Annotated in this window: 20 protein-coding genes; 9 read left to right on the top strand and 11 right to left on the bottom strand. The window is 57.8% G+C overall.

What is annotated here, in order from left to right; translation table 11 throughout:
• Positions 1-51 precede the first annotated feature (51 nt).
• The 3 genes from kdpC to CWC48_RS02030 all read left to right on the top strand — a co-directional run bounded on the left by kdpC (position 52) and on the right by CWC48_RS02030 (position 4100).
• Positions 52-597, top strand: a complete 546-nt coding sequence (gene kdpC, locus CWC48_RS02040) for a potassium-transporting ATPase subunit KdpC (protein WP_078047528.1) — start codon at positions 52-54, stop codon at positions 595-597.
• 124 nt (positions 598-721) lie between these two features.
• Positions 722-3373: a sensor histidine kinase KdpD gene (locus CWC48_RS02035; protein ID WP_100491232.1), complete on the top strand. Its 2652-nt coding sequence runs from the start codon at positions 722-724 to the stop codon at positions 3371-3373.
• A 37-nt stretch (positions 3374-3410) separates the two neighbouring features.
• Complete coding sequence (locus CWC48_RS02030; protein WP_078047530.1) at positions 3411-4100, top strand: response regulator; 690 nt, start codon at positions 3411-3413, stop codon at positions 4098-4100.
• 114 nt (positions 4101-4214) lie between these two features.
• Here CWC48_RS02030 and CWC48_RS02025 read toward each other — a convergent pair whose 3' ends face one another.
• Positions 4215-5252, bottom strand: a complete 1038-nt coding sequence (locus tag CWC48_RS02025; protein ID WP_069022479.1) for a patatin-like phospholipase family protein — start codon at positions 5250-5252, stop codon at positions 4215-4217.
• 217 nt (positions 5253-5469) lie between these two features.
• Here CWC48_RS02025 and CWC48_RS02020 point away from each other — a divergent pair, with 217 nt between their 5' ends.
• The 3 genes from CWC48_RS02020 to CWC48_RS02010 all read left to right on the top strand — a co-directional run bounded on the left by CWC48_RS02020 (position 5470) and on the right by CWC48_RS02010 (position 7455).
• Positions 5470-5748: a hypothetical protein gene (locus tag CWC48_RS02020; RefSeq protein WP_024074187.1), complete on the top strand. Its 279-nt coding sequence runs from the start codon at positions 5470-5472 to the stop codon at positions 5746-5748.
• A 57-nt stretch (positions 5749-5805) separates the two neighbouring features.
• Positions 5806-6567, top strand: a complete 762-nt coding sequence (locus CWC48_RS02015; RefSeq protein ID WP_100491231.1) for a CHAD domain-containing protein — start codon at positions 5806-5808, stop codon at positions 6565-6567.
• A gap of 90 nt (positions 6568-6657) precedes the next feature.
• A complete protein-coding gene (locus CWC48_RS02010) occupies positions 6658-7455 on the top strand; it encodes an acyl-CoA thioesterase II (RefSeq protein WP_100491230.1) in 798 nt (265 codons plus the stop codon).
• A gap of 2 nt (positions 7456-7457) precedes the next feature.
• On the opposite strand, the gene CWC48_RS02005 is transcribed toward CWC48_RS02010, so the two are convergent.
• From CWC48_RS02005 to CWC48_RS01975, 7 genes are all read right to left on the bottom strand, one after another.
• A complete protein-coding gene (locus CWC48_RS02005; RefSeq protein WP_078047533.1) occupies positions 7458-7820 on the bottom strand; it encodes an Mpo1-like protein in 363 nt (120 codons plus the stop codon).
• Positions 7821-7996: 176 nt separating this feature from the next.
• Positions 7997-8431, bottom strand: coding sequence for an Imm50 family immunity protein (locus CWC48_RS02000; RefSeq protein ID WP_100491229.1), 435 nt, complete (start codon positions 8429-8431; stop codon positions 7997-7999).
• A gap of 52 nt (positions 8432-8483) precedes the next feature.
• Entirely contained in the window at positions 8484-8876 is a 393-nt protein-coding gene (locus CWC48_RS01995) for an Imm50 family immunity protein (RefSeq protein WP_100491228.1), read from the bottom strand.
• 689 nt (positions 8877-9565) lie between these two features.
• On the bottom strand, positions 9566-10198 hold the full coding sequence (locus CWC48_RS30095; RefSeq protein WP_157806793.1) for a hypothetical protein: 633 nt from the start codon (positions 10196-10198) through the stop codon (positions 9566-9568).
• 2 nt (positions 10199-10200) lie between these two features.
• Positions 10201-14877, bottom strand: coding sequence for an RHS repeat-associated core domain-containing protein (locus tag CWC48_RS01985; protein ID WP_100491226.1), 4677 nt, complete (start codon positions 14875-14877; stop codon positions 10201-10203).
• Positions 14878-15075: 198 nt separating this feature from the next.
• On the bottom strand, positions 15076-16557 hold the full coding sequence (locus CWC48_RS01980; protein ID WP_100491225.1) for a methyl-accepting chemotaxis protein: 1482 nt from the start codon (positions 16555-16557) through the stop codon (positions 15076-15078).
• 96 nt (positions 16558-16653) lie between these two features.
• A complete protein-coding gene (locus CWC48_RS01975) occupies positions 16654-17460 on the bottom strand; it encodes a TatD family hydrolase (protein ID WP_100491224.1) in 807 nt (268 codons plus the stop codon).
• A 237-nt stretch (positions 17461-17697) separates the two neighbouring features.
• On the opposite strand from CWC48_RS01975, the gene CWC48_RS01970 reads away from it, so the two are divergent.
• From CWC48_RS01970 to CWC48_RS01960, 3 genes are all read left to right on the top strand, one after another.
• Positions 17698-19119, top strand: coding sequence for a transglycosylase SLT domain-containing protein (locus CWC48_RS01970; protein WP_100491223.1), 1422 nt, complete (start codon positions 17698-17700; stop codon positions 19117-19119).
• 103 nt (positions 19120-19222) lie between these two features.
• The gene (locus CWC48_RS01965; RefSeq protein ID WP_078047539.1) at positions 19223-19657 is read left to right on the top strand and encodes a DoxX family protein; all 435 of its coding nucleotides are present in this window, start codon (positions 19223-19225) and stop codon (positions 19655-19657) included.
• Between the two features lie 250 nt (positions 19658-19907).
• On the top strand, positions 19908-20216 hold the full coding sequence (locus CWC48_RS01960) for a hypothetical protein (RefSeq protein ID WP_025859183.1): 309 nt from the start codon (positions 19908-19910) through the stop codon (positions 20214-20216).
• 4 nt (positions 20217-20220) lie between these two features.
• Here the strand turns inward: CWC48_RS01960 and CWC48_RS01955 are convergent, their stop codons facing one another.
• Genes CWC48_RS01955 through CWC48_RS01945 form a run of 3 tightly spaced genes read right to left on the bottom strand, consistent with a single transcriptional unit; the run spans position 20221 to position 23614 of the window.
• Positions 20221-21951 carry a Gldg family protein gene (locus CWC48_RS01955; RefSeq protein ID WP_100491222.1) on the bottom strand — a complete coding sequence of 577 codons (1731 nt, stop codon included), beginning with the start codon at positions 21949-21951 and terminating at the stop codon, positions 20221-20223.
• A gap of 14 nt (positions 21952-21965) precedes the next feature.
• Positions 21966-22691 (bottom strand): ABC transporter permease, encoded by a 726-nt coding sequence (locus tag CWC48_RS01950; RefSeq protein ID WP_100491221.1) that lies wholly within the window; start codon positions 22689-22691, stop codon positions 21966-21968.
• On the bottom strand, positions 22688-23614 hold the full coding sequence (locus tag CWC48_RS01945) for an ABC transporter ATP-binding protein (protein WP_100491220.1): 927 nt from the start codon (positions 23612-23614) through the stop codon (positions 22688-22690). The genes CWC48_RS01950 and CWC48_RS01945 overlap by 4 nt, the downstream gene beginning before the upstream one ends.
• Between the last annotated feature and the right edge of the window lie 9 nt (positions 23615-23623).

Below are 23623 nucleotides of genomic sequence, written 5' to 3'. Positions count from 1 at the left end.
GGCGCCCGGTGGGTGCCCACAGGTTGCAATGACCGAATTGAGGAATCCGATATGTCCAACATAATCCGCCCGGCCCTGAGCCTGCTGGTGCTCATGACCCTGATCACCGGCGTCGCTTACCCGTTGGTAGTCACCGGCGTCGCCCAAGTGGCGTTCCCGAACCAGGCCAATGGCAGCCTGGTGCGCGACGACAGCGGAAAAGTGCGCGGCTCCCGCCTGATCGCCCAGGATTTTACCGGTGACAGCTGGTTCCATCCGCGCCCTTCGGCCGGCGCGTTTGCCACGGTTTCCAGCAGCGCCAGTAACCTGGGCCCAAGCAACCCGGCGCTGGCCACGCGCGTCTTCGAGGATGCGAACAAACAGTGGGTGCCCAGCCAGGGGCCTGTGCCTTTGGCGTCGCTGACTACCTCTGGCAGCGGTCTTGATCCACACTTGCCACCACCGGCAATTGCCTATCAACTGGCGCGAGTGGCGGCGGCGCGGAATGTGCCGGTGTCGACCTTGCAGCGGTTGCTGGATGAGCACATCGAAAGCCCGCTGGTGGGCCCGCCGGTGGTGAATGTGCTGGCGCTGAATATGGCCTTGGAAAAATTGTAAGCAGTGAAACCGCTTCGCGGGAAAGCCCGCTCCCACAGGGGGATGCATTCCAAATGTGGGAGCGGGCTTGCCCACGAAGGCGGCCTTAAGCGCAACCAATAAACCCCTGAAGGAACCCCCGAGCATGAGCGACTCCGGCCGCGCCGACGCCCTCTTAGCCGATCTGCCCCGGGACGGCCGTGGCCGGCTCAAAGTTTTTCTCGGCGCCGCGCCAGGGGTGGGCAAGACCTACGCCATGCTCCAGGCCGCTCACACGCAGTTGCGCCAAGGCGTGCGCCTGATTGCCGGCGTAGTCGAGACCCACGGCCGCGCCGAGACCGAAGCCTTGCTCAGCGGCCTGCCGCAACAGCCTCTGCTGCGCAGCGAATACCGCGGCGTGATGCTCGAAGAAATGGACCTCGACGGCCTGCTCGCCGGCAAGCCCAAGCTGGTGCTAGTGGACGAACTGGCCCACAGCAACGCTCCCGGCAGCCGCCACGAAAAGCGCTGGCAAGACATTCAGGAACTGCTCGCCGCGGGCATCAACGTGTTTACCACGGTCAACGTCCAGCACCTGGAAAGCCTCAACGACCAGGTGCGCGGCATCACCGGTGTGCAAGTGCGTGAAACCCTGCCGGACTGGGTGCTGCAGGAGGCTGACGAACTGCTATTGATCGACCTGCCCTCCCGCGAGCTGTTGGAGCGCCTGCGCGACGGCAAGGTCTATGTGCCGGAACAGGCCCGCGCAGCCATCGATGCGTTTTTCACCCAGACCAACCTCATGGCCCTGCGTGAGTTGGCGATGCAAACCGCCGCCGCCCACGTCGATGATGATTTGGCCCAAGGCTATCGCCAACTCGGCCAGGCTGCGCCAGCGGTGCGCGGTCGCTTGTTGGTGGGTGTGGATGGCGACGCGCAAGCCGAGCGCCTGGTGCGTCATGCCAGTCGCGTTGCCCAGCGCCGGCATCTGCCGTGGAGCCTGGTGCATATCGATAACGGTCGGGCGCGGGATGAGCAGTCGCGGCTACGCCTGCAGAATGCCCAGCAACTGGCCGAGCGCCTGGGCGGTGAGGTGGTGCTGTTGCGAGCGGGGGAGGTGGCGAAGACGCTGATCCAGCACGCCGCCGAACGCCGTGCCAGCCTGCTGCTGGTGGGGCAGTCACGGATGCGTTGGCGGCGTCGCTTGTTCGGCGGTGGCCTGGCCGCGCGTTTGCTGCGCAATGCACGCGGTCTGGAAATCAACGTGCTCGACAGCGATGACATCCCCGCACCGCCACGCTTGCCGGATGTGCGCGGGCTGGTGTGGTTCGACTACGCACTGGCGGTCGTGGCGACGGTGGTGGCGGCGGCAGTGGCCTGGGCGGTGTCCAGCGTCTTGCCGCTGCCGAACATATCGCTGGTGTTCCTGGCCGCCGTGTTGCTGGTGGCGGTGCGCAGCAGCCTGGGGCCGTCGCTGGTGTGTGCAGCCTTGTCGTTCATGACCTACGACTTCCTGTTTATCCCGCCGAATTTTTCCTTTGCCATCCAGCGCGAGGAAGACGTGCTGACCCTGTTGTTCTTCCTGTTGATGGCAGCGCTGACCGGCAACCTGGCCGCACGTCAGCGCCGGCAGTTGCAGGCATTGCGCGACACGCAGGAGGAAACCAGCGAGCTGCTTGACCTGTCACGCAAACTCACCGCCGCTACTGATCGCCAGGCCGTGATCAGTGCCGCAGCGCATCATTTGCAAGGCTGGAGCGACCTCGATCTGTGCCTGGTCAATCGCGATGGCCAGGGCGGTTGGACAATCGAGACCGGTGGCCCGCTGACCCTCACCGAAGCCGAGCGCGCCGCTGCTGACTGGGCCTGGCAGCATGATCAGCCAGCGGGCATGGGCACCGGCACCTTGCCGTTCGGGCGTTGGTGGTGGTGGCCGTTGTCGGGCGAAGAAGGCCCCTTGGGTTTGCTGGGTGTCAGCCCCAAACCCGGCCTGGAATTGAGCGGCCAACGCCGGCGCTTGCTCACTGCCTTGAGCCAACCACTGGCCCAGGCGCTGGCGCGGGCGCAATTGGCCCAGGAACTGGAGTCCGCGCGGCTGCACGGCGAAACCGAGCAACTGCGCAGCGCCTTGCTGGCTTCGGTGTCCCACGATTTGCGCACACCGCTGACCTCCATGCGCGGCAGCATCGACAGCCTGCTGGCACTCGGTGAGGCCATCCCCCTGGAGGATCGTCGCGAGCTGCTGGAAGGCACCCGGGATGAGGCCGAGCGCCTCGACCGCTATATCCAGAACTTGCTGGACATGACGCGTCTCGGCCACGGCGCGTTGAAACTGGCGCGGGATTGGGTGTCGCCAGGCGACATCGTCGGCAGCGCCCTCGGCCGTCTGCGTGCGGTGCTGGCACCGTTGCAGGTGAGTACCGATGTGCCGCCCGAGTTGCCCTTGTTGTATGTGCATGCCGCGTTGATCGAGCAGGCACTGGTCAATGTGCTGGAGAACGCTGCACGATTCTCGCCGGCTCAAGGTCGCTTGCAACTGAGCGCCGGCGTGTCGGACAACCAGCTGTTTTTTGCCGTGGCCGATGAAGGGCCGGGAATTCCCGAGGACGAGCGCGCGAAAATTTTCGACATGTTCTACACCGCTGCACGCGGTGACCGAGGCGGGCAGGGCACGGGCCTGGGCCTGGCGATCTGCCAGGGCATGGTCGGAGCCCACGGTGGGCATATCAGCGTGGCCGACGGTATTGAAGGGCGTGGCACCTGTATCACCTTGTTCCTGCCCTTGCCGACACAGCCTGGCCTGGAGCGCGAGGCATGAGCTACCCTGTTTTCTTCACGGATTTTGATTGGACACCATGAGCCAGACCTCGACGATTTTGGTCATTGACGACGAACCCCAGATCCGCAAATTCCTGCGCATCAGCCTGGCTTCCCAAGGTTACAAAGTAATTGAGGCCGGCACCGGCAACGAAGGCCTGGCCCAGGCCGCCCTGAGCAAGCCGGATTTGCTGGTGCTCGACCTTGGCTTGCCGGACATGGACGGCCAGCAAGTACTGCGTGAGTTCCGCGAATGGTCGACGGTGCCGGTGCTGGTGCTGTCGGTACGGGCCAGCGAAGTGCAGAAAGTTGAAGCCCTTGATGGCGGCGCCAATGACTATGTGACCAAACCCTTCGGCATCCAGGAGTTTCTTGCCCGGGTACGCGCGTTGTTGCGCCAGGCGCCGGCGGGCGAAGCCCAGGAAGCCGCCCTGCGGTTTGGTCCGCTGACGGTGGACCTGGCCTATCGCCGGGTGCTGCTCGACGGTGCTGAAGTGGCGCTGACCCGAAAGGAGTACGCTGTGCTGGCGCAACTGGCACGGCATCCGGGGCGGGTGATTACCCAGCAGCAACTGCTCAAGGACATCTGGGGCCCGACCCATACCGAAGACAGCCACTACCTGCGCATCGTGGTGGGGCACCTGCGCCAGAAACTGGCGGATGACCCGACCCAGCCGCGGTTTATCGTGACCGAGGCGGGGGTGGGGTATCGGTTGTTGGGCGGATAGATTTTCGGCGCTTGCTCTGGCGTCATCGCAGGCAAGCCAGCTCCCACATCCAGAATGCATTCCCCTGTGGGAGCTGGCTTGCCTGCGATGGCGCCATCAGCGACACCACGCATTTCAGCGCTGCTCACTCTCATACCGATCCAACGTATCACTGGCAATCTCCCGCCCCAGGGCGATCAATTCCGGCGCTTTGTAGAATTCGAAAAAACGGCACACCCGCTTCGGCACGTTGATCAGCACATCCGGCGGATACCCGGCAATCTTGTACTGCGCCAGCGACGTCTGCATCACCTCGAAGCTCTGGTTGATCAGGTCCAGCAGCGACGCCGGGCCGACGTTATCGATGATGAACGACCCGGTCGCCGACTTCGGTGCTCCGGGCTTTTCCGGTGCGGCGGCAGGTTGTTGGGATTCCGGCTCGGCGGACTCCAGCCACGGGTTGATCTCAGCGGCCTGCGCCTCCAAAGCCTCCTGCTCCAGCTTCATCAACTGTTCGGCCTGCTTACGGCGAAATGGCAGGTGCGAACCGAGTGATTTCGCCAGGTTGTTGAAGCGACTCTTGAAGGCGGGCGGGCGTTGGATCACGGGCAACTGGTAGTGCTTCTGGTTGGTGGCGTTGAGGTTGACCGCGATGATCAGGTCGCAATGGCTCGACACCACCGGCACGATGGGCAGCGGGTTGAGCAGGCCGCCGTCCACCAGCATGCGATTGCCTTGCATCACCGGGGTGAAGAGGCTGGGAATCGCCGCCGAGGCGCGCATGGCCTGGTGCAGGCAGCCTTCCTGGAACCAGATTTCCTGCTGGTTAGTGAGGTCGGTGGCGACGGCGGTGTAGGGAATGCGCAGTTCTTCGATATTGATCTCGCCGACGATCTTGCGGATCTGGCCGAAGACCTTCTCACCGCGAATCGCACCCAGGCGAAAACTGACGTCGACCAGGCGCAGCACGTCGAGGTAGTCGAGGCTCTCAATCCAGTTCCGGTATTCATCCAGCTTGCCGGCGGCGTAGATCCCACCGACCACGGCGCCCATGGAACAACCCGCGATACAGGCGATGTCGTAGCCACGCCGTTCGATTTCCTCAATCACCCCGATATGGGCGTAGCCCCGGGCCCCGCCGGAGCCCAGCACCAAGGCAACACGTTTTTTCATGGACCATGTCCTCCCCAAGGCAGGTGCCCACAATGCACCCATGAGGGGCCGGCTTCAATCTTCGTGGCGGCCTGCAATATTTTTCCTGGGTAGCGGTGCTGCTCGGGTATGCTCTGGTCTCTAGGTACTACCGATTTCAGGCTAAGGACAGGCACTTTTCCATGTAGGCAACGTCTACAGCGTACGACTGTTTTTTCTTTATTTTGAGGTGTCATCGATGAAAGCCTGGATGTGTGTGCCTGTGATCATGTTGGCCCTGGCCGGTTGTGCCGGGAAAACCGCATACCGCGACAGCTGCGGCACCCAATTGGACGCGGCCTGGAAAGAACTGGACCTGGCCAAGGCTGAAGGGTTTGCTGGCACCGTGAGCTATTCCAAGGCCTTGTCGCTGTTGACGGGCGCCAAAACCCAGCAACAATTTGAAGCGTTTGAAGGCTGTTCCAATAAGGCCGAGAAGGCGCGGTTCTATATTCGTGAGTCGCGTGCCGGGCGTTGACCTGTAGGGGCGACCTGGAGTCGCGAGTAGAAATTTTCATCAGACAGTGAGGGCAGGATGTCAGCTTTGGTCGATCAGTTAGTCGCTCAGGTCATTGGCCTGGAAGTAGGGTTACTGAGCTGCCAGGCTCGCCTCGCCGCCGTCACCGACGATGAAGCCCTGCATGACCTGCGCACCACTGTGCGCCGCTTGCGCAGCCTGTTGCGCGCTTTGCGCGGGCTGCCTGGGGTTGAACAGCTTGAGTTGGCTGCCAGCACCATCGGCCAACTGACGACGCCGCTACGCGACCGCGAGGTGCTGGCGGCGTATTTGCACCAGCATGGCCATCACGAAGCCGCCGACCGGCGCCTGCGCCTGCAACCCAATGCCTATCGCCACGTGGCGCAAAGCCCGGAACTCGCGCATCTGCTGTTAATCCTCGATGCCTTTCCGCGTTTCATCCGCGCTTCCGAACACCAGAAACTGCTCAAAGGCCTGCGCCCACGCATTGAAAAACGCCTGGCCAAACAGTGGCAGAAACTCGATGAGGCCCTGAAGGATCCGGACCACGATCGCCATCGCCTGCGGTTGCTGATCAAGCGCGTACGCTACGCCGCCGAGGCCTACCCCGAATTGGACAAGTTGCCCACCAACGCCATGTCGCGCCTGAAAAAGGCCCAGGGCGCCCTGGGGGATTGGCACGACTGCTGGCAGTGGCTGATCCAGGCTGAGCACCAGCCGGATTTGCAACCGTGTGTCGCGACCTGGCATCGAACCATGGCCAAGGCTGAAGGCCAGGCGGATCGGGTGCTGGACAAACTCAGCGCCGATTGTTTCTAAGCCGGTCCGGCATTTGGCCGGAATAGGCGCTGTACCTGTCGGGCGCGATGGTTAAGATCCTTCATCTGTTCCTTTTGACGTGAGACCGCCATGCGCTTTAGTGATTTGCTCGACGCCGCCCGCAGCAACCCGCTGGATGTCACCATCCCTGCCGAATGGGCCCAGGGTCGCGCGACCTTTGGTGGTCTGGTGGCTGCTTTGCAATACGAAGCCCTGCGCGCCCAGGTGCCAGCCGATCGTCCGCTACGGTCGCTGGCCATCACCTTCGTCGGCCCTGTAGCGCCAGACGTTTCTGCCAGTTATCAAGTCGAAGTGTTGCGCGAAGGCAAAGCCGTCAGCCAACTGCTTGGCCGCGTGATACAGAACGGTGAAGTGGCGACACTGGTGCAGGCCAGTTTCGGCGCGTCCCGTGCGTCAGAGATCGCTGTCGAGAGCGAAGCGCCCCCGGTGTTCAAACATTGGGATGAGTGCCAGGAACTGCCCTATATCAAGGGCGTTACCCCCGAGTTCATGCGTCATTTGGCAATGCGCTGGAGTGTCGGTGGCTTACCCTTTACTGGCAATAAATCCCGGGACATGGGCGGTTGGGTTCGTTTACGCGGCGATGTCAAAGAAGAACCCCTGACTGAGGCGCATATTCTCGCCCTGGTTGACGCCTGGCCCCCAGCCTTGCTGCCGCACCTGAAAAAGCCGGCTCCCGGCAGTACCCTGACCTGGACCATTGAATTCATCCAGCCCTTGCAGGATCTGACGACCCTCGACTGGTGTCAGTATTACGTCAACATCGAACACGCCCGCGATGGCTACGGCCATGCCGCTGCCGCCCTCTGGAGCCCGACCGGCGAGTTGATCGCCATCAGCCGCCAGACCGTAGTGGTGTTCGCCTGACCTCAATGTCGGTGGCGCTGCCGCCAGGCGCGCCACCAACCGCCGCTTAGTACAAAGCGCGGAAAAGTCACGAACTGCTCGACCACCAGACGCTGCACCGCATCTTTACGGTCACTGAACGGCTCACTGGCCTCGGCTTCCAGGCTATGGCCATGACGCTGCAACGCCAGGCCAGCCAATATACCGACCACCCCCACGGCAAAACTGGCCAGGTTCAGGCTGAACACCCCGGACACGATCAACAGAAACCCGATGATGAATAACGGCACGGCAATCAGGTGCAACGCCAGGTTGGTCGGGTGCTGATGGTTCTGCGGGTAGTTACGCCATTGCCAGGCGGGGAGATTTGGATGACGTTTGCCCATGATGGTGAATCCTCTGTCCGTTGAAATAGCATGGAGAGAGTTTAGGTGGGGTTGGGGGGAGGGGCGAATTGGGGCTGGCTATGGGGGTCATAGAGCACATTTTTGTACCAAGCCTCGTTTGCGCCCCAATTATGCATTTTATAGTAGATCGGTCACCAAAATAATTGCCGATTTTATTAGTTTTCGTGAGTTGTAATTATAGTTGTTTTGAAGTGGTGGTTGCTTGCGGCGTTCATGTAAACATTCGGTCCACTGAGCTTGATAAACTTTGCGTTGAATTTTATAGAGGCGTTTTCACTGATTGCTTCAAATGTGTGGTAGTTGTCGTCTACATTGATTTTTACAATAAGCTCTTCATGCTTGGGAATGTTTAATATCTTCAGGTGTTCAATGTTGTTGCAACTTATCCCGACTCTACACATATTGTAACCTTGGTTTTTCCATTTTTCTGGCAGATTATCTGGGAACTCGGATATGTCAAAATTCAAGTTGATACAAGATTGATCGTTTTCTATCCTTAAAGAAAAAAGAGATATCTTTCCAATTTCAACGGGGTAGGTGAAGATTTTACTGAAAAATGTGCTGTTATCTAGCTCGTTCCAGTTTTTCATTTTAGAATTCCGTATAAAAAGGTTTTCTTATTGAGGTGGTTTTTTAAAATTCTTATTTTTTGTCTTTTGTATAGACGTTTGGACTACAAAGGAATATGGTTTTTGCATTGAGTTCAAGTAAGGAGTTTTTGTTCATGGCTTGGAGTCGAAAGTGATCGCCTTCTTTTTTTATTTTTAGAGAAAAGTCACCTCGATTAGGTATGTTTAGTATTTTTAGATTGCTAATACCATAGCAGTCAATGCCAAGCCTGCAAACGTTGTAACCTTTATTTTTCCATTTTTCCGGTAGCGTATCTGGAAACTCGGGTATATCGAAGCCGATTCCCAGAGCCGGGCGATCATTGTCTATTTGTAGAGAAATTTGAGCGATATTACTTATCTCAATAGGGTTGCTAAAGATTTTTTCAAAAAATATATTTTTATCTACTTCATTCCAAAATTTCATTTTTTCTCCTGAAAAAAGTGTGCTTCAGTGCGAATAGCTTTGCCGTTCGGGGTCGTTTAGAAGGCCGTAAAATTGAGGGTCTCCAATGCCATCCGCTCTGCTGTGTTTTGTGCCAAGTAGAGTTTCTTGTGGTTTTAATTACTAAATTTGAAAGGTAAGTATCACTCTCAAAAGACATGCCGGCTATCCAAATTGGATTTTTTTTGGGTTATATAGGTATGCTGCGGTATTGTGGGAAGAATCCGTAGAGCTTGAGGGGTATCGTTAATGTTGATTAAGTTTGCGCTGTCGATGGAGGTGCCTAAAAAATCAAAACACTTTTAGTGAGTGGTTTGATTGTATTTGAAAGTAATTTCATTGATTGTTTCGATATCAGGATAGCTCGTTTTTACGAACCTTTCAGTTGGCTGGAACACGGTTTTTTCGTGCCTTTAAATATATAGTGTGTTCCGTTTTTTTTTCTATGAGTCCATGCATCGATATGTGCACTTTTTTGTGTCGTGCTCAATGCCATCGCTTCAAGGTAATTTTTTTAAATTTTTTAAAGCCGTGTTTAGGTCTATTTATTTGATTTGGCAGCCTTATGCCACCGAGCTGTTCGGGCACGAACCTGTGCGGCCTAACTTTCTGCTTTTCTGAGAGAGCGTACAGGTGAAGTGAACAACGTGAGTGTCACGCTTTTGAATCCATTACCTGTGGATATATTCGTAGACACCTTCCTGCTGAATTTCTTCCAAATTCATTTCTTTGATTATTTTTTCCAAAAATGCTAAGTGTTCTGCGTGGCAAATTAGCTGGGCAACACCATGTGTTTCTGCATCATAGAATCGGAAAGAAAAAGAGCTCTCATCTGATAGAATCAGTTTGAAGTCGTCAGTTTTTGAAATGTTCGTGAGTGTGCTCAGGTTGTGCCATAGGTGTTCAAGGCTACTGTTAGTATTTAGCATAAGTGTTACAGATGTGCGGTAGCCTGCCATGCTATCAGGATCTATTCGAAATGGATCGCGACCTAAATTAGTTATTCGTGAGTAGATGTTTGTATGGGCGTTTTTTCGTAAGATGTCTCCTGGATTTGATTTTTTAGTAAATGTTTTTTGTAAAATGTATTCTTCGCTCTTACTGTAGCAAGGTGATAGATGGGTATGCCACCGTACAATTTTTGGCCATCTTTTTGTAATCGAAGAGCTGAACTCACACCAGGTTTTCCATACCCCCGCATAATCTTGATGTAGCAGCGTTATCGTTATATAGGTCTCATCGTTGCTAGGATTAATTTGATCCCAGGGATGGATTCCTATTTGTCTGATGAATACTGTTTTCATTTTTATTTCTTAAAGTATGAGTGATTATCTACGTCGTTTTTTAACGGTATTGATTGTTCGTCAATTCTAATCTCGGTGTTGAAGTGCGGACCAAGGTTACCTTTTTCATGACCCAATGAGTGTTCCCTAATTTCTATTTGGCGTTTTTTTAATTCGAATGTATACACTCTCCCCTCCATGTACCGCTCCTGATCAGTAATCTTAACTCTGCTTACTAGCTTTGGATGTTGGGTCTTTGGAATTTCGGCTATTGCTTTTGCTCTCTTGAACGCGCCATTTCTAGATAGTTTGGTATCAAAGCCTCTGGGGAGCTCAACGTCACCCTCCCTGACTTTGACGTTTTCCGCCGGATTTTCTGGGCGATTTGTGGGTTTACATCCATCCTCCCCCGGACACCTGCTCAGCCCTAGCGGATCCACCCAACCCGTAGGGTTGGGCACGTACTGATACGCGTTGATCCCACCCGCTAATTTCACCGGGTCTGGCGTGAGGTAGCGACCAACATCCGGATTGTAGTAGCGATGGCGGTTGTAATGCAGTCCGCTTTCTTGATCGAAATACTGTCCCTGGAAGCGCAGCGGGTTGTCGACTTTTCCTATGTCGAGACGGGTGATTTCGCCGTAGGCGCGGTAGTGCGCGGACCAGACGATTTCGCCATCCGGGGCGGTGAGTTCCTGTGGGGTGCCCAGGTGGTCAAGTTGGTAGTGGTAGGGCTTGGTTTCCTTTGGGCCGAAGCCTTCCAATAAGGCCAGCGGGCGGAAGCTGTCCGGTTCGTAGAGGTAGCTGCGGTGGCGGTTCGCGTGGTGCTCGGCGATGAGTTTGTCGCCCTGCCAGAAGAACTCGGTCGTTATGTCATCAACGGTTTTGCTGATGCGGCGGCCAAATGGGTCGTAGCGATAGCTAGCGGTCTGGCCATTGGGCGTCTTAACGCCGATCAGCCGATGCTGGCAGTCGTAACGGTATTCGGTGACGAGTTGATGGCCTTTGCCGCGTCGTTCGCGGATCAGGTTGCCGAAGGCGTCGTAGTCGTAGTGGTGGTCGCCCTGGATCATCAGGCGGTTGCCGGCGACGATGTCGGGGCCGGGGCGGTTTTGCATGAGCAGGTTGCCAGCGGGGTCGTGGCCGAAGCGTTCTTGCTCGTCTTGGGTGTGGTCGGCGCGGGTGAGGCGGCTTAGTGGGTCGTAGTGGTAGCGGTGATCGCCTTTGCGGGTGTCGAGCAGGCGAGTGAGGTTGCCGGATTTGTCGTAGTCGTAGTGGCGGCGGTATAGCGGGCCTTCGGCGTCGTTGATGCTCTGGTTGAACAGGCGTCCCTGGTGGTCGTGTTGGTAGTGGCTGAGCAGTTGGCCTTGTTGGCGTTGCTGTTCCTGGCCAGCTTTGTAGAGATGAGATGTAAGGATTTCACCGTTCAGTTCGACGGTGGCGAGGTGACCGCCTTTGTCGTGATTGAACGTGAGGCGGTTGTTGTCCGGCAGGCGTAGGTTTCGAAGGTTGCCGCAGGCGTCGTAGCCGTAGCGCAGGGTGCCCCAGCCTTGGTGTTCGGCGGTGAGGCGGTTTTGAGCGTCGTATTCGTAGGCCTGGGTCCAATGGCCATCTTCGACGCTTAGGAGGTTGCCCTGGCGGTCGTAGGCGTAATCAACCTTGTTGCCATCAGGTAGGGTTTTTCTTACGAGTCGACCGGCATGGTCGCGCTCGTAGCGGGTAACCAGCTGACTGCCGTCATCGCCGTGTTCGGTCTTTTCTTGCAGGCTGCCCTTGAAGTCGTAAACGTAAGTGGTGCGCTGACCATCAAACCCGATTTCCTGCTGGATCAGGCCGTTGCTGTGGTACTGGAGTCGGTAGGTTTCGCCCACCTCATTTTCGATCTCGGTCAGCAATAACCGCACATTGTCGTAACGGTATTTGACCTGGCTGCCATCAGCATTGATACGTCGGCTGATCAGGTGCAGGCCGTCCGCATATTCGTAACGAGTAACGTGCCCCAGTTCATCGCGCTCGGAGGTGATTTTTCCGTACGCGTTGTAGGTATATTTACGCGTATCACCGCTCGGCAAGACGATTTGGACTAATCGCCCAACGTCGTTCCACTCAAATTGTGTGAGCGCCCCGTGCTCATCTTCTTGGGAGATTTTTCGCCCAAGATCGTCATAGCGATAACGCTTGATCCCACCATCCGGCAACTGCTCCTCAAGCAACTGCCCACGCTCATTCCACACCAGCCGCTGACAGCTATGATCCGGGTACCAAACCCCAACCAGCTGCCCGTATTTGTTGTAGCTGTAGTCAGTCACATGACCGTCAGGATCGACCTTGCGAATGACATCGCCCTGGTCATTGCGCTCATACTTCCAAACCGCCTGACCCCGCCTTACAACCCGTACGAACCCGTTGTCATGTTCGTAGGTCGTCGGCTCGTCATCCCCCGGAAACAACGCCACCAAGCGCCCAGCTTCGTCGTACTGATACGCCGTGATCGCGCCCAGCGGATCCTGCTCAACCGTCAGCCGCCCGTTGGCATCGTAGGACTTGAAGTGCTCGGCCCCGTCCGGATCCACCCGCTGCACCAGCCGTGCGCGCTGGTCATGCACGTAGACTTCCTGGCTGCCATCGGCGTTAAACACCGTGACCTGCCCGTTGTCGTCCCAGGCATACCGCGTGTCCATCTGCGAGAAACTCGCCCAGTGCCGGACACACCGCGCCGCCTTGCCAGCCCGTTCCCACTCCCAGTAGAAACTCGCCCCACCGGCCAAGCCGCGTTCAAGAATGACGTGCTGATCGTCGTACCGATAAACCTCGCTTTCACCGACAGCGTTAGTCGCTGAAATCAGTCGGCCAAGGTCGTCATAGGCGTAGGAAACAACCGTCTGTTCCGTCACCCAAACATACGGACCCTCGTCCACGATGCGTTGAATTTGGTAGTCCACCGCCACAATCCGGCCCGATGCGTAGCGCAACAACAGCGAGCGCCCCACGCCGTTATCCAGCCGTTCAATGCGCCCCAGAAAATCCCGGGCAATACGCAGCCGGTTGTCATACGCGTCGCTGATCGCCGTCAGCACACCGTCGCGAAAGTGGTAGAAACGTGACGCCTGAGCCAGCACCAGTTCATCGGGCAACGACCCGAGATAGATCGCCGCTTCAGCCAGGCTATTGGTGATTGCGGGGCGGGAAACCGTGGGCAAGGGCAGGGTGGTCGAGCGATTTTCATGATCGGTCCACACCACCGAATCACCGGAACCACTCAGCCGATGGGCCAGCGAGTGACTCCAGCCAAACCCCAACCCGCAATCCATTTCCACCGCACTGGTGCGGTACAACCGGGTCCACTCAAACGGCAAAATCCCGTCCAGTGCACCGTCGGTGAGGGTCAGCAGTTCTTCGCCCGTGACCATCGACACCGGGCAGCCGTTAGTGGCGGTCTTATCAGAAGAGGCGGCCGCATCCCCAGCCGGGTTCTTCGCAACAGCGGGCACGTCATCCACAGACTCTTGCCGCACTAACACCGTCCGTTGCGTGGCCTTGTCCCGAACCATCGGCACCGGGTTGGAAACCAACTGATCCCCAGCCTTCAACGGCGCATCCGGAATCACCTTGATCGGTGTCCCCGCGCTCCCCAGCAACAACGGTTTGGCCGCTTCGACATGCGCTTCCAACCGAGGTCCGACCAGGTGATCGGCCAGCCTCTCCAGCCATTTGCGTGCCTGGCCAGACTTGATGGTCCCCAACACCTGCATACCCAGGCGAACCTGAACCCCCATGCCCCGCGTCGCCCAGACTAGGAATAGGTTGATCAGCACCTCGCCGGTAAGCTCGCCCAGCAATTCATACATCTGCGGCGGCGGCAGCATGCGTATCCAGGCGACCATGGCCGACAGATAGATAAACAGCAGCGGCTCATCGCTGAGCACAAGCAGACCCTGGGCGATGGTGTCTTTGCCCAGTTTCAGCAGTTCGTTGAGCTCGGCCTGCGAGAGGTAATGCAACAACTTCTGGCTATTAGCGTTGATATCCGCCAACAGCTCGTACAGTTGGGTGAAGTTGTCCCAAAGGTTGTAGAGCGCCTTGGCAATCCCGTTTGAAAGCGCCAGGCCTTGCATCGCGCTGCGCTCGAACGGCGTAGCGTTGGCGAAGTCGCTCCATTGCGGCTTGAAAGTCTTCTTCCACTCATCACGTAGGCCGACTTCCAGCCCCACGATGACCGACTGATAAGACGCATATAGCGCCTTGACATGATCCTTGGAGACATTGGGGTAGAAGGTGATCTGATAACGTTGATCGCGGGGGCAGTCTTTGATTTCAAGAATGCCGCTGGGGCCAATCGTTCGATGGATGGGCGGGCCCATGTGGCTGCCGTCCACAGCAATGGCCTGCAGCATCACCGGTGTATTGCCAATGGGCACAAACCGCGTGCTCTCGAACATGTGCACCAGGGTTAACGAGCCCTGAGCCTTGCAGGTGACAACCGCGCGACTGGGTTTTTTGGACGATGCGGCAGCGACGAGGGAAACCTCTTCCCCGACCTTGAACACCTGCTCCACTTCCAGTGCCGAACCACTCCAGAAGTGCTCGGCCCACTCGTCAAAAGTATTCAGGCAATGTCGGAAGTCGTGAAACACGCTGTCGACGTCCGGCTTGTTGCCATTCATGGGCGACAGGACGAACTTGGCGATAGCCGGCATCATGAGGCGGGCCCCTTGAGTGGGGCACTGAGTGAGAGGTGCATCGGCGGTCCCTCGCGCTGATTGATCAGGCGAGAGACTTTGGAGAGGTTGGTAGGGGAAAGAAGTCGGCTTTATTCGTTGGGATGGGTAGGAAGCTTCGCCAAAACCTCGGGTTTACCGAGGCTTTGTTGTAGGAGGTGGATTACAGGTTGAACAGTCCTACAGCTTCAACTGCCCAATCGCCTTGCTCAGTTCCCCGGCCAGCGTTGCCAGTTCATTGCTGGTCGTCGCGGAGTCCACGGTCTGTTGCACGGTGTTCTCGGTGACATCGCGAATGCTCACGACCGCGCGGTTCATTTCTTCGGCGACGTGGCTTTGCTGTTCGGCGGCGACGGCGATCTGGGTGTTACTCTCGCGCATCTGCGCCACGGCGCCAGTGATTTCGGCAAGTGCGGCGCCGGCTTCCTGGGCTTGCTGCACGCAGTCGTCAGCCTTGAATGAGCTTTCCTGCATGAAGTCCACCGCGTCGCGGGTACCGGCTTGCAGCGCCGAGACCATGCGGGTGATTTCGTCAGTGGAGCTTTGCACGCGCTTGGCCAGGTTGCGCACTTCGTCGGCGACGACGGCGAACCCCCGGCCCATTTCCCCGGCGCGGGCGGCTTCGATGGCGGCGTTGAGGGCAAGCAGGTTGGTCTGCTCGGCGATGCTGTGGATCACGCTGACCACGCCGTTGATTTTCTGGCTGTCCTCGGCGAGTTTCTGGATCATCTCGGCCGTTTGTTGCACACCGGTGGACAGGCCGGCAATGGAGCGCTGGACGCGGCTGACCACTTCCCGACCGCTGCCGGCGAGGGTGTCGGCGGTCTGGGACAGATCCCGAGTGGCGCCGGCGTGTTGGGCGATGTGGTAGACGGTGGCGGTCATCTCGTTGATGGCGGTGGCCGCCTGGTCGGTTTCGCTCTGCTGGCCGAGCATGCCGTGCTGCACTTCGTTCATGCTGCTGGCCAGCCGCGCCGCGCCTTCATCGAGCTGCCTGGCGGTGCGTGCCACGGTGTTGACCACGCGCTGGTAGCCCGCTTGCATCGCGTTGAAGGCGCTGGCCATCTGGCCGACTTCATCCTTGCACGCCAAGGGGACGCGGGCTGACAGGTCGCCGGTTTTTTCCACGTGCAGCATCACGTCCTTGAGGGTATTGAGTTGGCTGAGCAGGAAGCGGATCAGCAATTGCGAGGCGCCGAGCATCGCCAGCATCAGGATCAATACCGCCACCGCGTAGTTGGCGAAGCGCTCGCCGAATACCTGGGTCAGGCTGGGCGCATAGGCGAGCACGGCGACATATTGGCCGTCTGGACGCGCGTTGACTTCGGCCCCCATCAACGGGTTCTCGCCGAACAATGGCATGTGATTGATGTCGACCCAGCCGAGTGTGCTGCCCAGGGCTGACAGATCCTGACCCGCCAGTTGTGGGACTTGCCCGCGCTTGAATGTCAGCCAGTGTTCGCCCTTGGGCAGTGCTTCGCCGGCTGGCCAGGCGCCGAGCAGGTGCGCCTGGGCCTGCGCCGAGGCCCGGGAGGCATCGCTGCGGGCCTGTTGTTCGAGCTGCACGGCGTAGAGCACCAGCAGCAGGGTGGTAATGAAGGCGACCGCGTTGACGGCCCAGAATTTGTACTTCAGCGAGATATTGCTAAGCCAGGCACCCATGGAAGGTTTTCTCTGATAGCGGAAACAGCATTGGCAAGGTGCCATTATTGTGCCGCTATCCCGGAAAACGGTTTTGACATGGGTCAATGCACCGCATTACTCCACGTCGGGCAAGCCAAAAAAGCGCCGAGCGCAGGCGGTGCTGTGATGGGCCAGGTCTTCCAAGCTCTCGTTGCGATGCAGGGCGACTTCGCGCAGCACTTCCGGCAGATACGCAGGCTCGTTGCGGCCATTTTTTGGCTTGGGACGCAGGGTCCGCGGCAGCAGGTAGGGCGCATCGCTTTCCAACATCAGGCGACCACGGGGAATTTCCCTGACGAGCGGATGTAGGTGAGTCCCACGGCGTTCGTCGCAGATCCAGCCGGTAATGCCGATGTGCAAGTCGAGGTCGAGGTAGCTGAACAGCGCCGCTTGTTCGCCGGTGAAGCAATGCACCACAGCGGCCGTGAGGTGGTCGCGGTAGTCCTTGAGGATGTCCAGCAGGCGCTGGTTGGCGTCGCGTTCGTGGAGAAACACCGGCAATTTCAGCTCGACGGCCAGGGCCAGGTGCTGTTCCAGGACTTTTTCCTGCTGTGGGCGCGGTGAAAAGTCCCGGTTGAAATCCAGCCCGCATTCACCCACTGCGCGTACACGGGTTTCATTGAATAAAGCGCGCAAACGCTGGGTGCTGTCGCTATTCCAGTCGCTGGCGGAATGGGGGTGGATGCCGGCGGTGCTGAACAGGCGCTGGCCGCTTTCATCCAGTTTTGCGCACAACTCCAGGGCCTGTTCGCTGCCCTCGACACTGGTGCCGGTGAGCACCAATTGCTGCACGCCGGCGGCGTAGGCGCGCTCGAGTACGGCCTGGTGCTTCTCGTCGAAACTGGGGTTGGTCAGGTTGACGCCGATATCAATGAGTTGCATGGTGCTATCTCCGCCTGCGGCCGGAAAGCATATCAGAGCTGTAGATTTATAAGAAAAACTAAGAACTACAACGAGTTATAGCTGTCTTTGAACGTCGCAAGTGACATTGTGGTCGGCCAGACGCCCTCCACCCTGCCACCGTTGCGCGCCTTGCCAGCGCATAAAGCGCTCTGTTTCTGACACCCACCGCCTCGTTTTTCGCGAGCGCGTTGGACAGTATTCTTTTCCGGAGAGCGGATGATCCGACCCTCGGCGTTGCTTATGTTGTGCCTGACGTTGCTGCTGCCCATGGCGGCGGTTGCGCGTCTGGACGGGCCGCTGGAAGTGACCAAGCCTGGCAAGGTCCGCGATCTGGCAGAAATTCGCTCCAGCCGTACCCTGCGCGTACTGGTCAACCAGAGCCGTAACAGCTCCGGTGAGGTGCAAGGCCAGGCCATCGGTGTCGAATACCATCGCCTGCGCGCCTTCGAGCAGTACCTTAATGGTCATGCCCGTGATGGCCAGGAAATCAACCTCAAGATCATTCCCAAAGCCAAGGACCAGTTGCTCGGCGCTTTGGCCCGTGGCGAAGGCGACCTGGTGGCGCCGGGTGAACTGCTCGATGTGAAGGCCGTGCACAAGATCAGCACCAGCGACCCGATTGCCAGCGATGTACCGTTGTGGTTGGTGGGGGTGAAGGGCGAACGACGTTTTACCAAGTTGGAGCAGCTGTCGGGCCGTACCCTGGCGCTGACCACCGGCAGTGCGGCGGCGGATGCCATCAGCCAGGTCAACCAGAAGCTGGCCCTGCACAAACAGCCCCCCATCAAAGTGGAGTGGGTGGACCCGACCCTGGCCGTGGAAGACGTGCTGGAGATGGTCCAGGCGGGCATTTTCCACCTGACTATTGTCGAGAAACCGATTGCCGAACGCTGGTCGAAAATCCTGCCCAAGTTGCGCTTCGACAAGCAAGTGGCGATTAGCGAACCGGGCGACGAGTACTGGTTTGTGCGCCAGGACGCGTCGATGCTGCGGGCGAGCATTGACCGATTCCTCAAGACCTATCGAACGCCTTCCGACCAGGATGTGGCGTTCCAGCGCATCTACCGTCGCCTCTATCAAGTGCGCAATCCACTGGCCCGCGTCGACCGCCAGCGCCTGGAGAAACTGCGTCCGGTCTTGCAAAAGCATGCCCGCGAACAGGGCATGGATTGGCTCAACCTGGCCGCCCTGGCCTTCAAGGAATCGGCGCTGGACCCCGGCGCACGCAACAGCGGTGGGCCGACCGGCCTGATGCAGATCACGCCCTCGGCGGCGCAGCGAGTAGGGGTCAACAATATCGAGAATCTCGACAGTAATGTGCAGGCCGGTGCGCGTTACCTGGCGATGATCCGCCGCAAGTTTTTCGCCAGCCCCAAGCTTAACGAACGCGAGCGCATGGCCTTTGTGCTGGCGGCTTACAACATGGGACCGGAACGGGTGCAGGGGATGCGTACCGAAGCCAAGCGCCGGGGGCTCAACCCCAATCAGTGGTTCTTCCAGGTTGAACGCATTGCCATGGAGCAAGTAGGGATGGGCGGCGTCAGCTATGTTAATAGCGTCAATAAGTACTACTTGGCGTTCGACCGGGAACGGGAGTCCCTGGAGCCGCCAGCGCCGAAAGTCGCCTCACGGAAGTAATCGATTATATCGATATTAATCAGGCATTTTTTCGGCTTTTATCATTGCTTAAACTGATTAATATAGCGGCCAACCAACCCCTACTTTGAAAAGGATTATCACCATGAGCCCACTGATCAAAAGCATCCTGTCTACCCGCGCCGGCTACGGCCTGACCATTCTGCGCATCGTAGTCGGCATCATCTTTGCCGCCCACGGTTCGCAAAAGCTGTTCGGCTGGTTTGGCGGCTACGGCTTGGCGGGTACTGCCCAGTGGATGGAAAGCATCGGCCTGGCGCCGGGTACCCTGATGGCGCTGCTGTCGGGCGGTACCGAGTTCTTCGCCGGCCTGGCGCTGATCATTGGCTTGCTGGCTCGCCCTGCGGCATTGGGCCTGACCATTCTGTCGCTGGTGGCGATATTCTCGGTGCACATCCATAACGGTTTGTTCATGGCCAACAACGGTTATGAGTTCGCCCTGGCCTTGCTCGGCGGCTCCCTCGCGGTATTGTTCGAAGGTGCTGGCAAACTCTCCGCTGACCGCGCCATCGCCCACTGATCCTTCAGCAACACCCTGAACAGGCCCGCCATGCGCGGGCCTTTTCGTTGCTCGGGATTCTTGACACCGCCCCACCGGCTTCTCTAGGATGCCGCTCATGCGCCGATTTAAACAGCTAATTGCGGGGCGCCATGGGTGATCGTTATCGGTCCCGACAGAAGCATGCTCCATGCTTCGAAATTCCGCTAAAGCGCTGGTTCGGTGTTGCCTCTCACCTGCCCGCAGACTTTTGAGGCAGAGACACGACACGATGAATGCACTACGCCCCCTGATACGCCTGGCCCCGATCACCGCGGACCTCACGCAACGCAATCCGAAAATCCTTCTTGGCGGCAAGCACCAGCCGACGCTGTTGCGTTACCTGGATGGCTGGCCGCGTCGTACGGGCCGACCCTCGGCATTCCTGATCCAATTTGTGGAAGATGGCGATTCCCTCGCGCGGTTTGCCAGCAACAGTTTTGATCTCGCGGTGATCCAGGCCCCCAGCGCCAGCGATGCGGATGAGGTCATCCGCCATCTGACCCGCATTGCCCGCCAAGGGCTCATCGCCCGTCGTTGAGCAGTCAGTGAGCTGCGCTGGCCGCGCGCAGCTGACGTCGACGATGGCCCAGAAAGACCATCAAGGCGATCAGGCATAACGTCAGCGGTATCGCAAAGATCATGGTCAGCTTGATGGCCCATTCCAGGCTTCGCACTTGGCCATAAGCTTCGCGCTGCAAAGCATGCAGCTCCATGGGCAGGCGCAGGCGTTCCTTGTTGAGTGCCTGTAGTTGCGTGGTGGTGTCCACGGACTGGGTGCCGAGGGTTGTTTCCCATGGACTCAACCGTAGCCATTCCTGCTCCGTCCGATGCAGGCGTCGCTCCAGTTCGCTGGCGTTCAGGCGATAGGCCTTTTTCGCGGCTTCGCGCATACCCTCCAGAAGTGTCGGAGACTTTTGCGGGGGGACGCGAGGGCGAACAGCGGCGAGTGTGTCTGGCGCGGAGAGGTTGTCCAATGTGTTCAGGACGAACAGCGCGTTGCCGTCAGGCGCCGAGGTACTGATCTTGTCCGTGAGCATGTCCGTGTCTGCAACGACCACCACGTGAATGTGCGCTGCGTCCTGCAAACCGGGCGGCTGTCCCTTGATGCCGTCGGGAAACACCGAATGGCTCGGTCCTTCGATGCGCGCGGCGATGACATGACGGTGCTCCTGTTTCGAAGCTGCATCTATCAAGGTGTCCAGCGTGGTGGTGGGTGGCAGGTGGTTGGCATCCAGCAGCAAGGATTGCTCAGAACTTTGCAGCAAAGGGGTGAAGGCTGTGCGACTTTTATTAAGCTGCAGGAGGGCACCACTGCTCGATACCGTCACCGTGTTGAGGTTCCAGGTGCTGATGTCGTTCGTGGTCATCGCCTGTCGGGGCAGGTTCAACCTGGCTCGATTGGGGGCGCTCGCTGTATCCCAAGGCGTGTAGAGGTAATCGACCAGCAGCTTGTCCGCCGGCATCTGAATACCCCAGGCTGCCAGCAACTCGTCCAGTCGCGTATTGGCAGGGGGGGCGTTTGCGCGTTGCTCGCTCAAGGGATCGAGAAACATCATCAACTTACCCCCCTTCAGTACAAATTGTTCAATCCCATACAGCGTTCGTTCCGATAACAGGCGTGGGTGCACAACCATCAACGCTTTTACGTGTTCGGGGACCTGCGTGGCAGTCGATTCGAGAGTGACCAGTTCGAACTCTCGCTGCAGTTCCTGCATCAGTCGCCCCGCGGATTCGTTTATCGCCAACCCTGACAGCAGCGCGACAGTCGGCTTCGCTGGGGACTGCAATTTATGGAGCAGATGGCCGATTTCGTACTCGAGCAGGGGCGCTTGTTCGAGCCTGAAGGACCCGATACGGCGTACCCCGTGACCAGCACGAGTGCCGATGAGCCCGATGAACCCTGTGCTGTCATCTAGGCCCGATAGCTTGGCTTTGTACGCGTCTTCCGAGAAAGGGGTTGGCTCGATAAGGTGCAGGTTGATCATGCCTGCGGCCGCGTCTTCGCACTCTCTGAGCAGGTCCTCGATGCGTTTGCCATAGCGCTTTTCGGCATAGCTTCTTTTCGGGTGGTTATTTGAATTGAAGTAGTACAAGTCCACCGGGCTTTCCAGGGATGAGAGCAGTTTTTGAGCGGCTGGCGATAAAGTATGAATTTTTTGCTCGGAAACATCCCACCGTACATTAGGAAGTTTAGCGGTCCACACCAAATTGAAAGCCAGGAACGTCAACAGTATTACGATGAGTGTCATGCCGGTGCGCAGAGTGGGCCGCATTAAGAACTCCCTTCTCAGCTGTGTTTGTAGTTGAGCGTGACTGTCGTCGCAGAGAGAAAGGCGAAGATCATGCTAATAAAGTAAAGCGTGTCGCGAAGGGTGAGCTTTCCATCGTCGATACTGTTGAATCGCAACGCAGGACTAAGTGAGGCTAGCGTGTCTAGCAGCCCTATAGGGGCTTGGTGTTCAAGGGCATCCAATAAAGAAGAAAGTCCACTGGCAATCAGCAATAACCCCAGCGTCAGTAGGAAAATGACGGTGCGTTGATGAGCGATTACGCAAATAAAGCAGCCGACCGACAAGTAACTGCCCGCCAACAACCAGCTCGCTAGAAATTGCGAGGCGATGACAGTGTTGTCTGCTTCACCCAGATAGTTCGCAATGACCACGAGCGGCAATGTCATCAGCAAGGCAGTGCTTGCAACGAACCAGGCAGCGAGGAATTTTCCGACAACCCAATCAAATGCTGTAACGGGCAGGGTTTTCATCAGACCCAGAAACCCTTTATTGGCTTCATCGGACCATAATTGCGTCGCCAGGGCGGGGATCAGTAGCAAGTATAGCCAGGGGTGGAACTGGAAAAATACGTGCAGGTCACTGTTGTTTTTTTCCAGCCAGGGGCTTGTGTACAGCCCCAAGGCCACTGACAGCATCAAGAAAATTGCAATGTTTAAGTAGGTACTGGGTGTGCGGGCGTAACTGGCGAGCTGGCGTATCAGAACGATCGGCAACAGTTTCAAGCGGACGCCTCCTGGCTAAGATGGTGGACCACATCATTCAGGCGACCCGGTTCCAGGTTCAGGGAGTTGATTTTCCAGCGGCGACTGGCAATCAGCGTGTTGATATGGGGATAAATGGTGTGCCCGGGCATGGCGAGGACAGTCACCGTACCGGGCGCATGCCGATGCTCTTCAATGCCTGCCACTCCTGGCAGCACGGCCAGAGCCAGCAAATCCAGCGGGCTCTCTGCGGTGAGGGTGACTGCCTGGAAGTGTCGTGAGTCGCGCTGCAGGTCGGGCAGGGCGGTATCGGCCACCAGCCGACCGCCTGCAATGACCAGTGCACGCGTGCACAAATCGGATAACTCATCGCAATGACGAGAGGCGACGATTACCGTCATTTCCTGCGTCAATGCTTGGATAAGTGCCTTGAACGCAGGTTTTTGCTCAGGCGAGAGTCCGTCCGTGGGTTCATCCAGCAGTAATAGTGCGGGCCCATGCAGAATGGCCTGGGCAATTGCGACTTTACGTTTCCAGTCGATGGAGAGGGTGTCGAGGGGGGCATCGAGCACCGCAAACAACTCCAGTCGTGCTACAGCATGCTCCAACCGCGTGCGTTTATCGGCGCCGTGGAAGCCGCGTAGGGCGGCGATGAACCCGAGGAATGTCTTGACGGACATAGTTGGGTGACCGGGATCGTTGGCAAGTTGATAGCCGATAAGTTGCTTTGCTTTCAATGGGTGGGTTTGCATGTTGAAACCCTGGATGCTTATTACGCCGCTGGAGGGCGGTGTCGAACCCGCTATGACATCGAGTAGTGTTGTTTTGACAGTAGCGTCTTGCCCAAACAGTCCCAGGCATTCTTGTTGGTTGGCGCTGAAAGAAAAGTCGCTGAGGATGACCGAGTTGCCCGCGTGTTTTGTCAGATTGCTTATTTCGATCATTTTTTTACC

Source organism: Pseudomonas sp. S10E 269, assembly GCF_002798465.1.
In the GTDB taxonomy this organism is placed as follows: domain Bacteria; phylum Pseudomonadota; class Gammaproteobacteria; order Pseudomonadales; family Pseudomonadaceae; genus Aquipseudomonas; species Aquipseudomonas pergaminensis.
The sequence above is the reverse complement of the archived record's forward strand: the minus strand, read 5'-3'. Positions and strand labels throughout refer to the sequence as shown.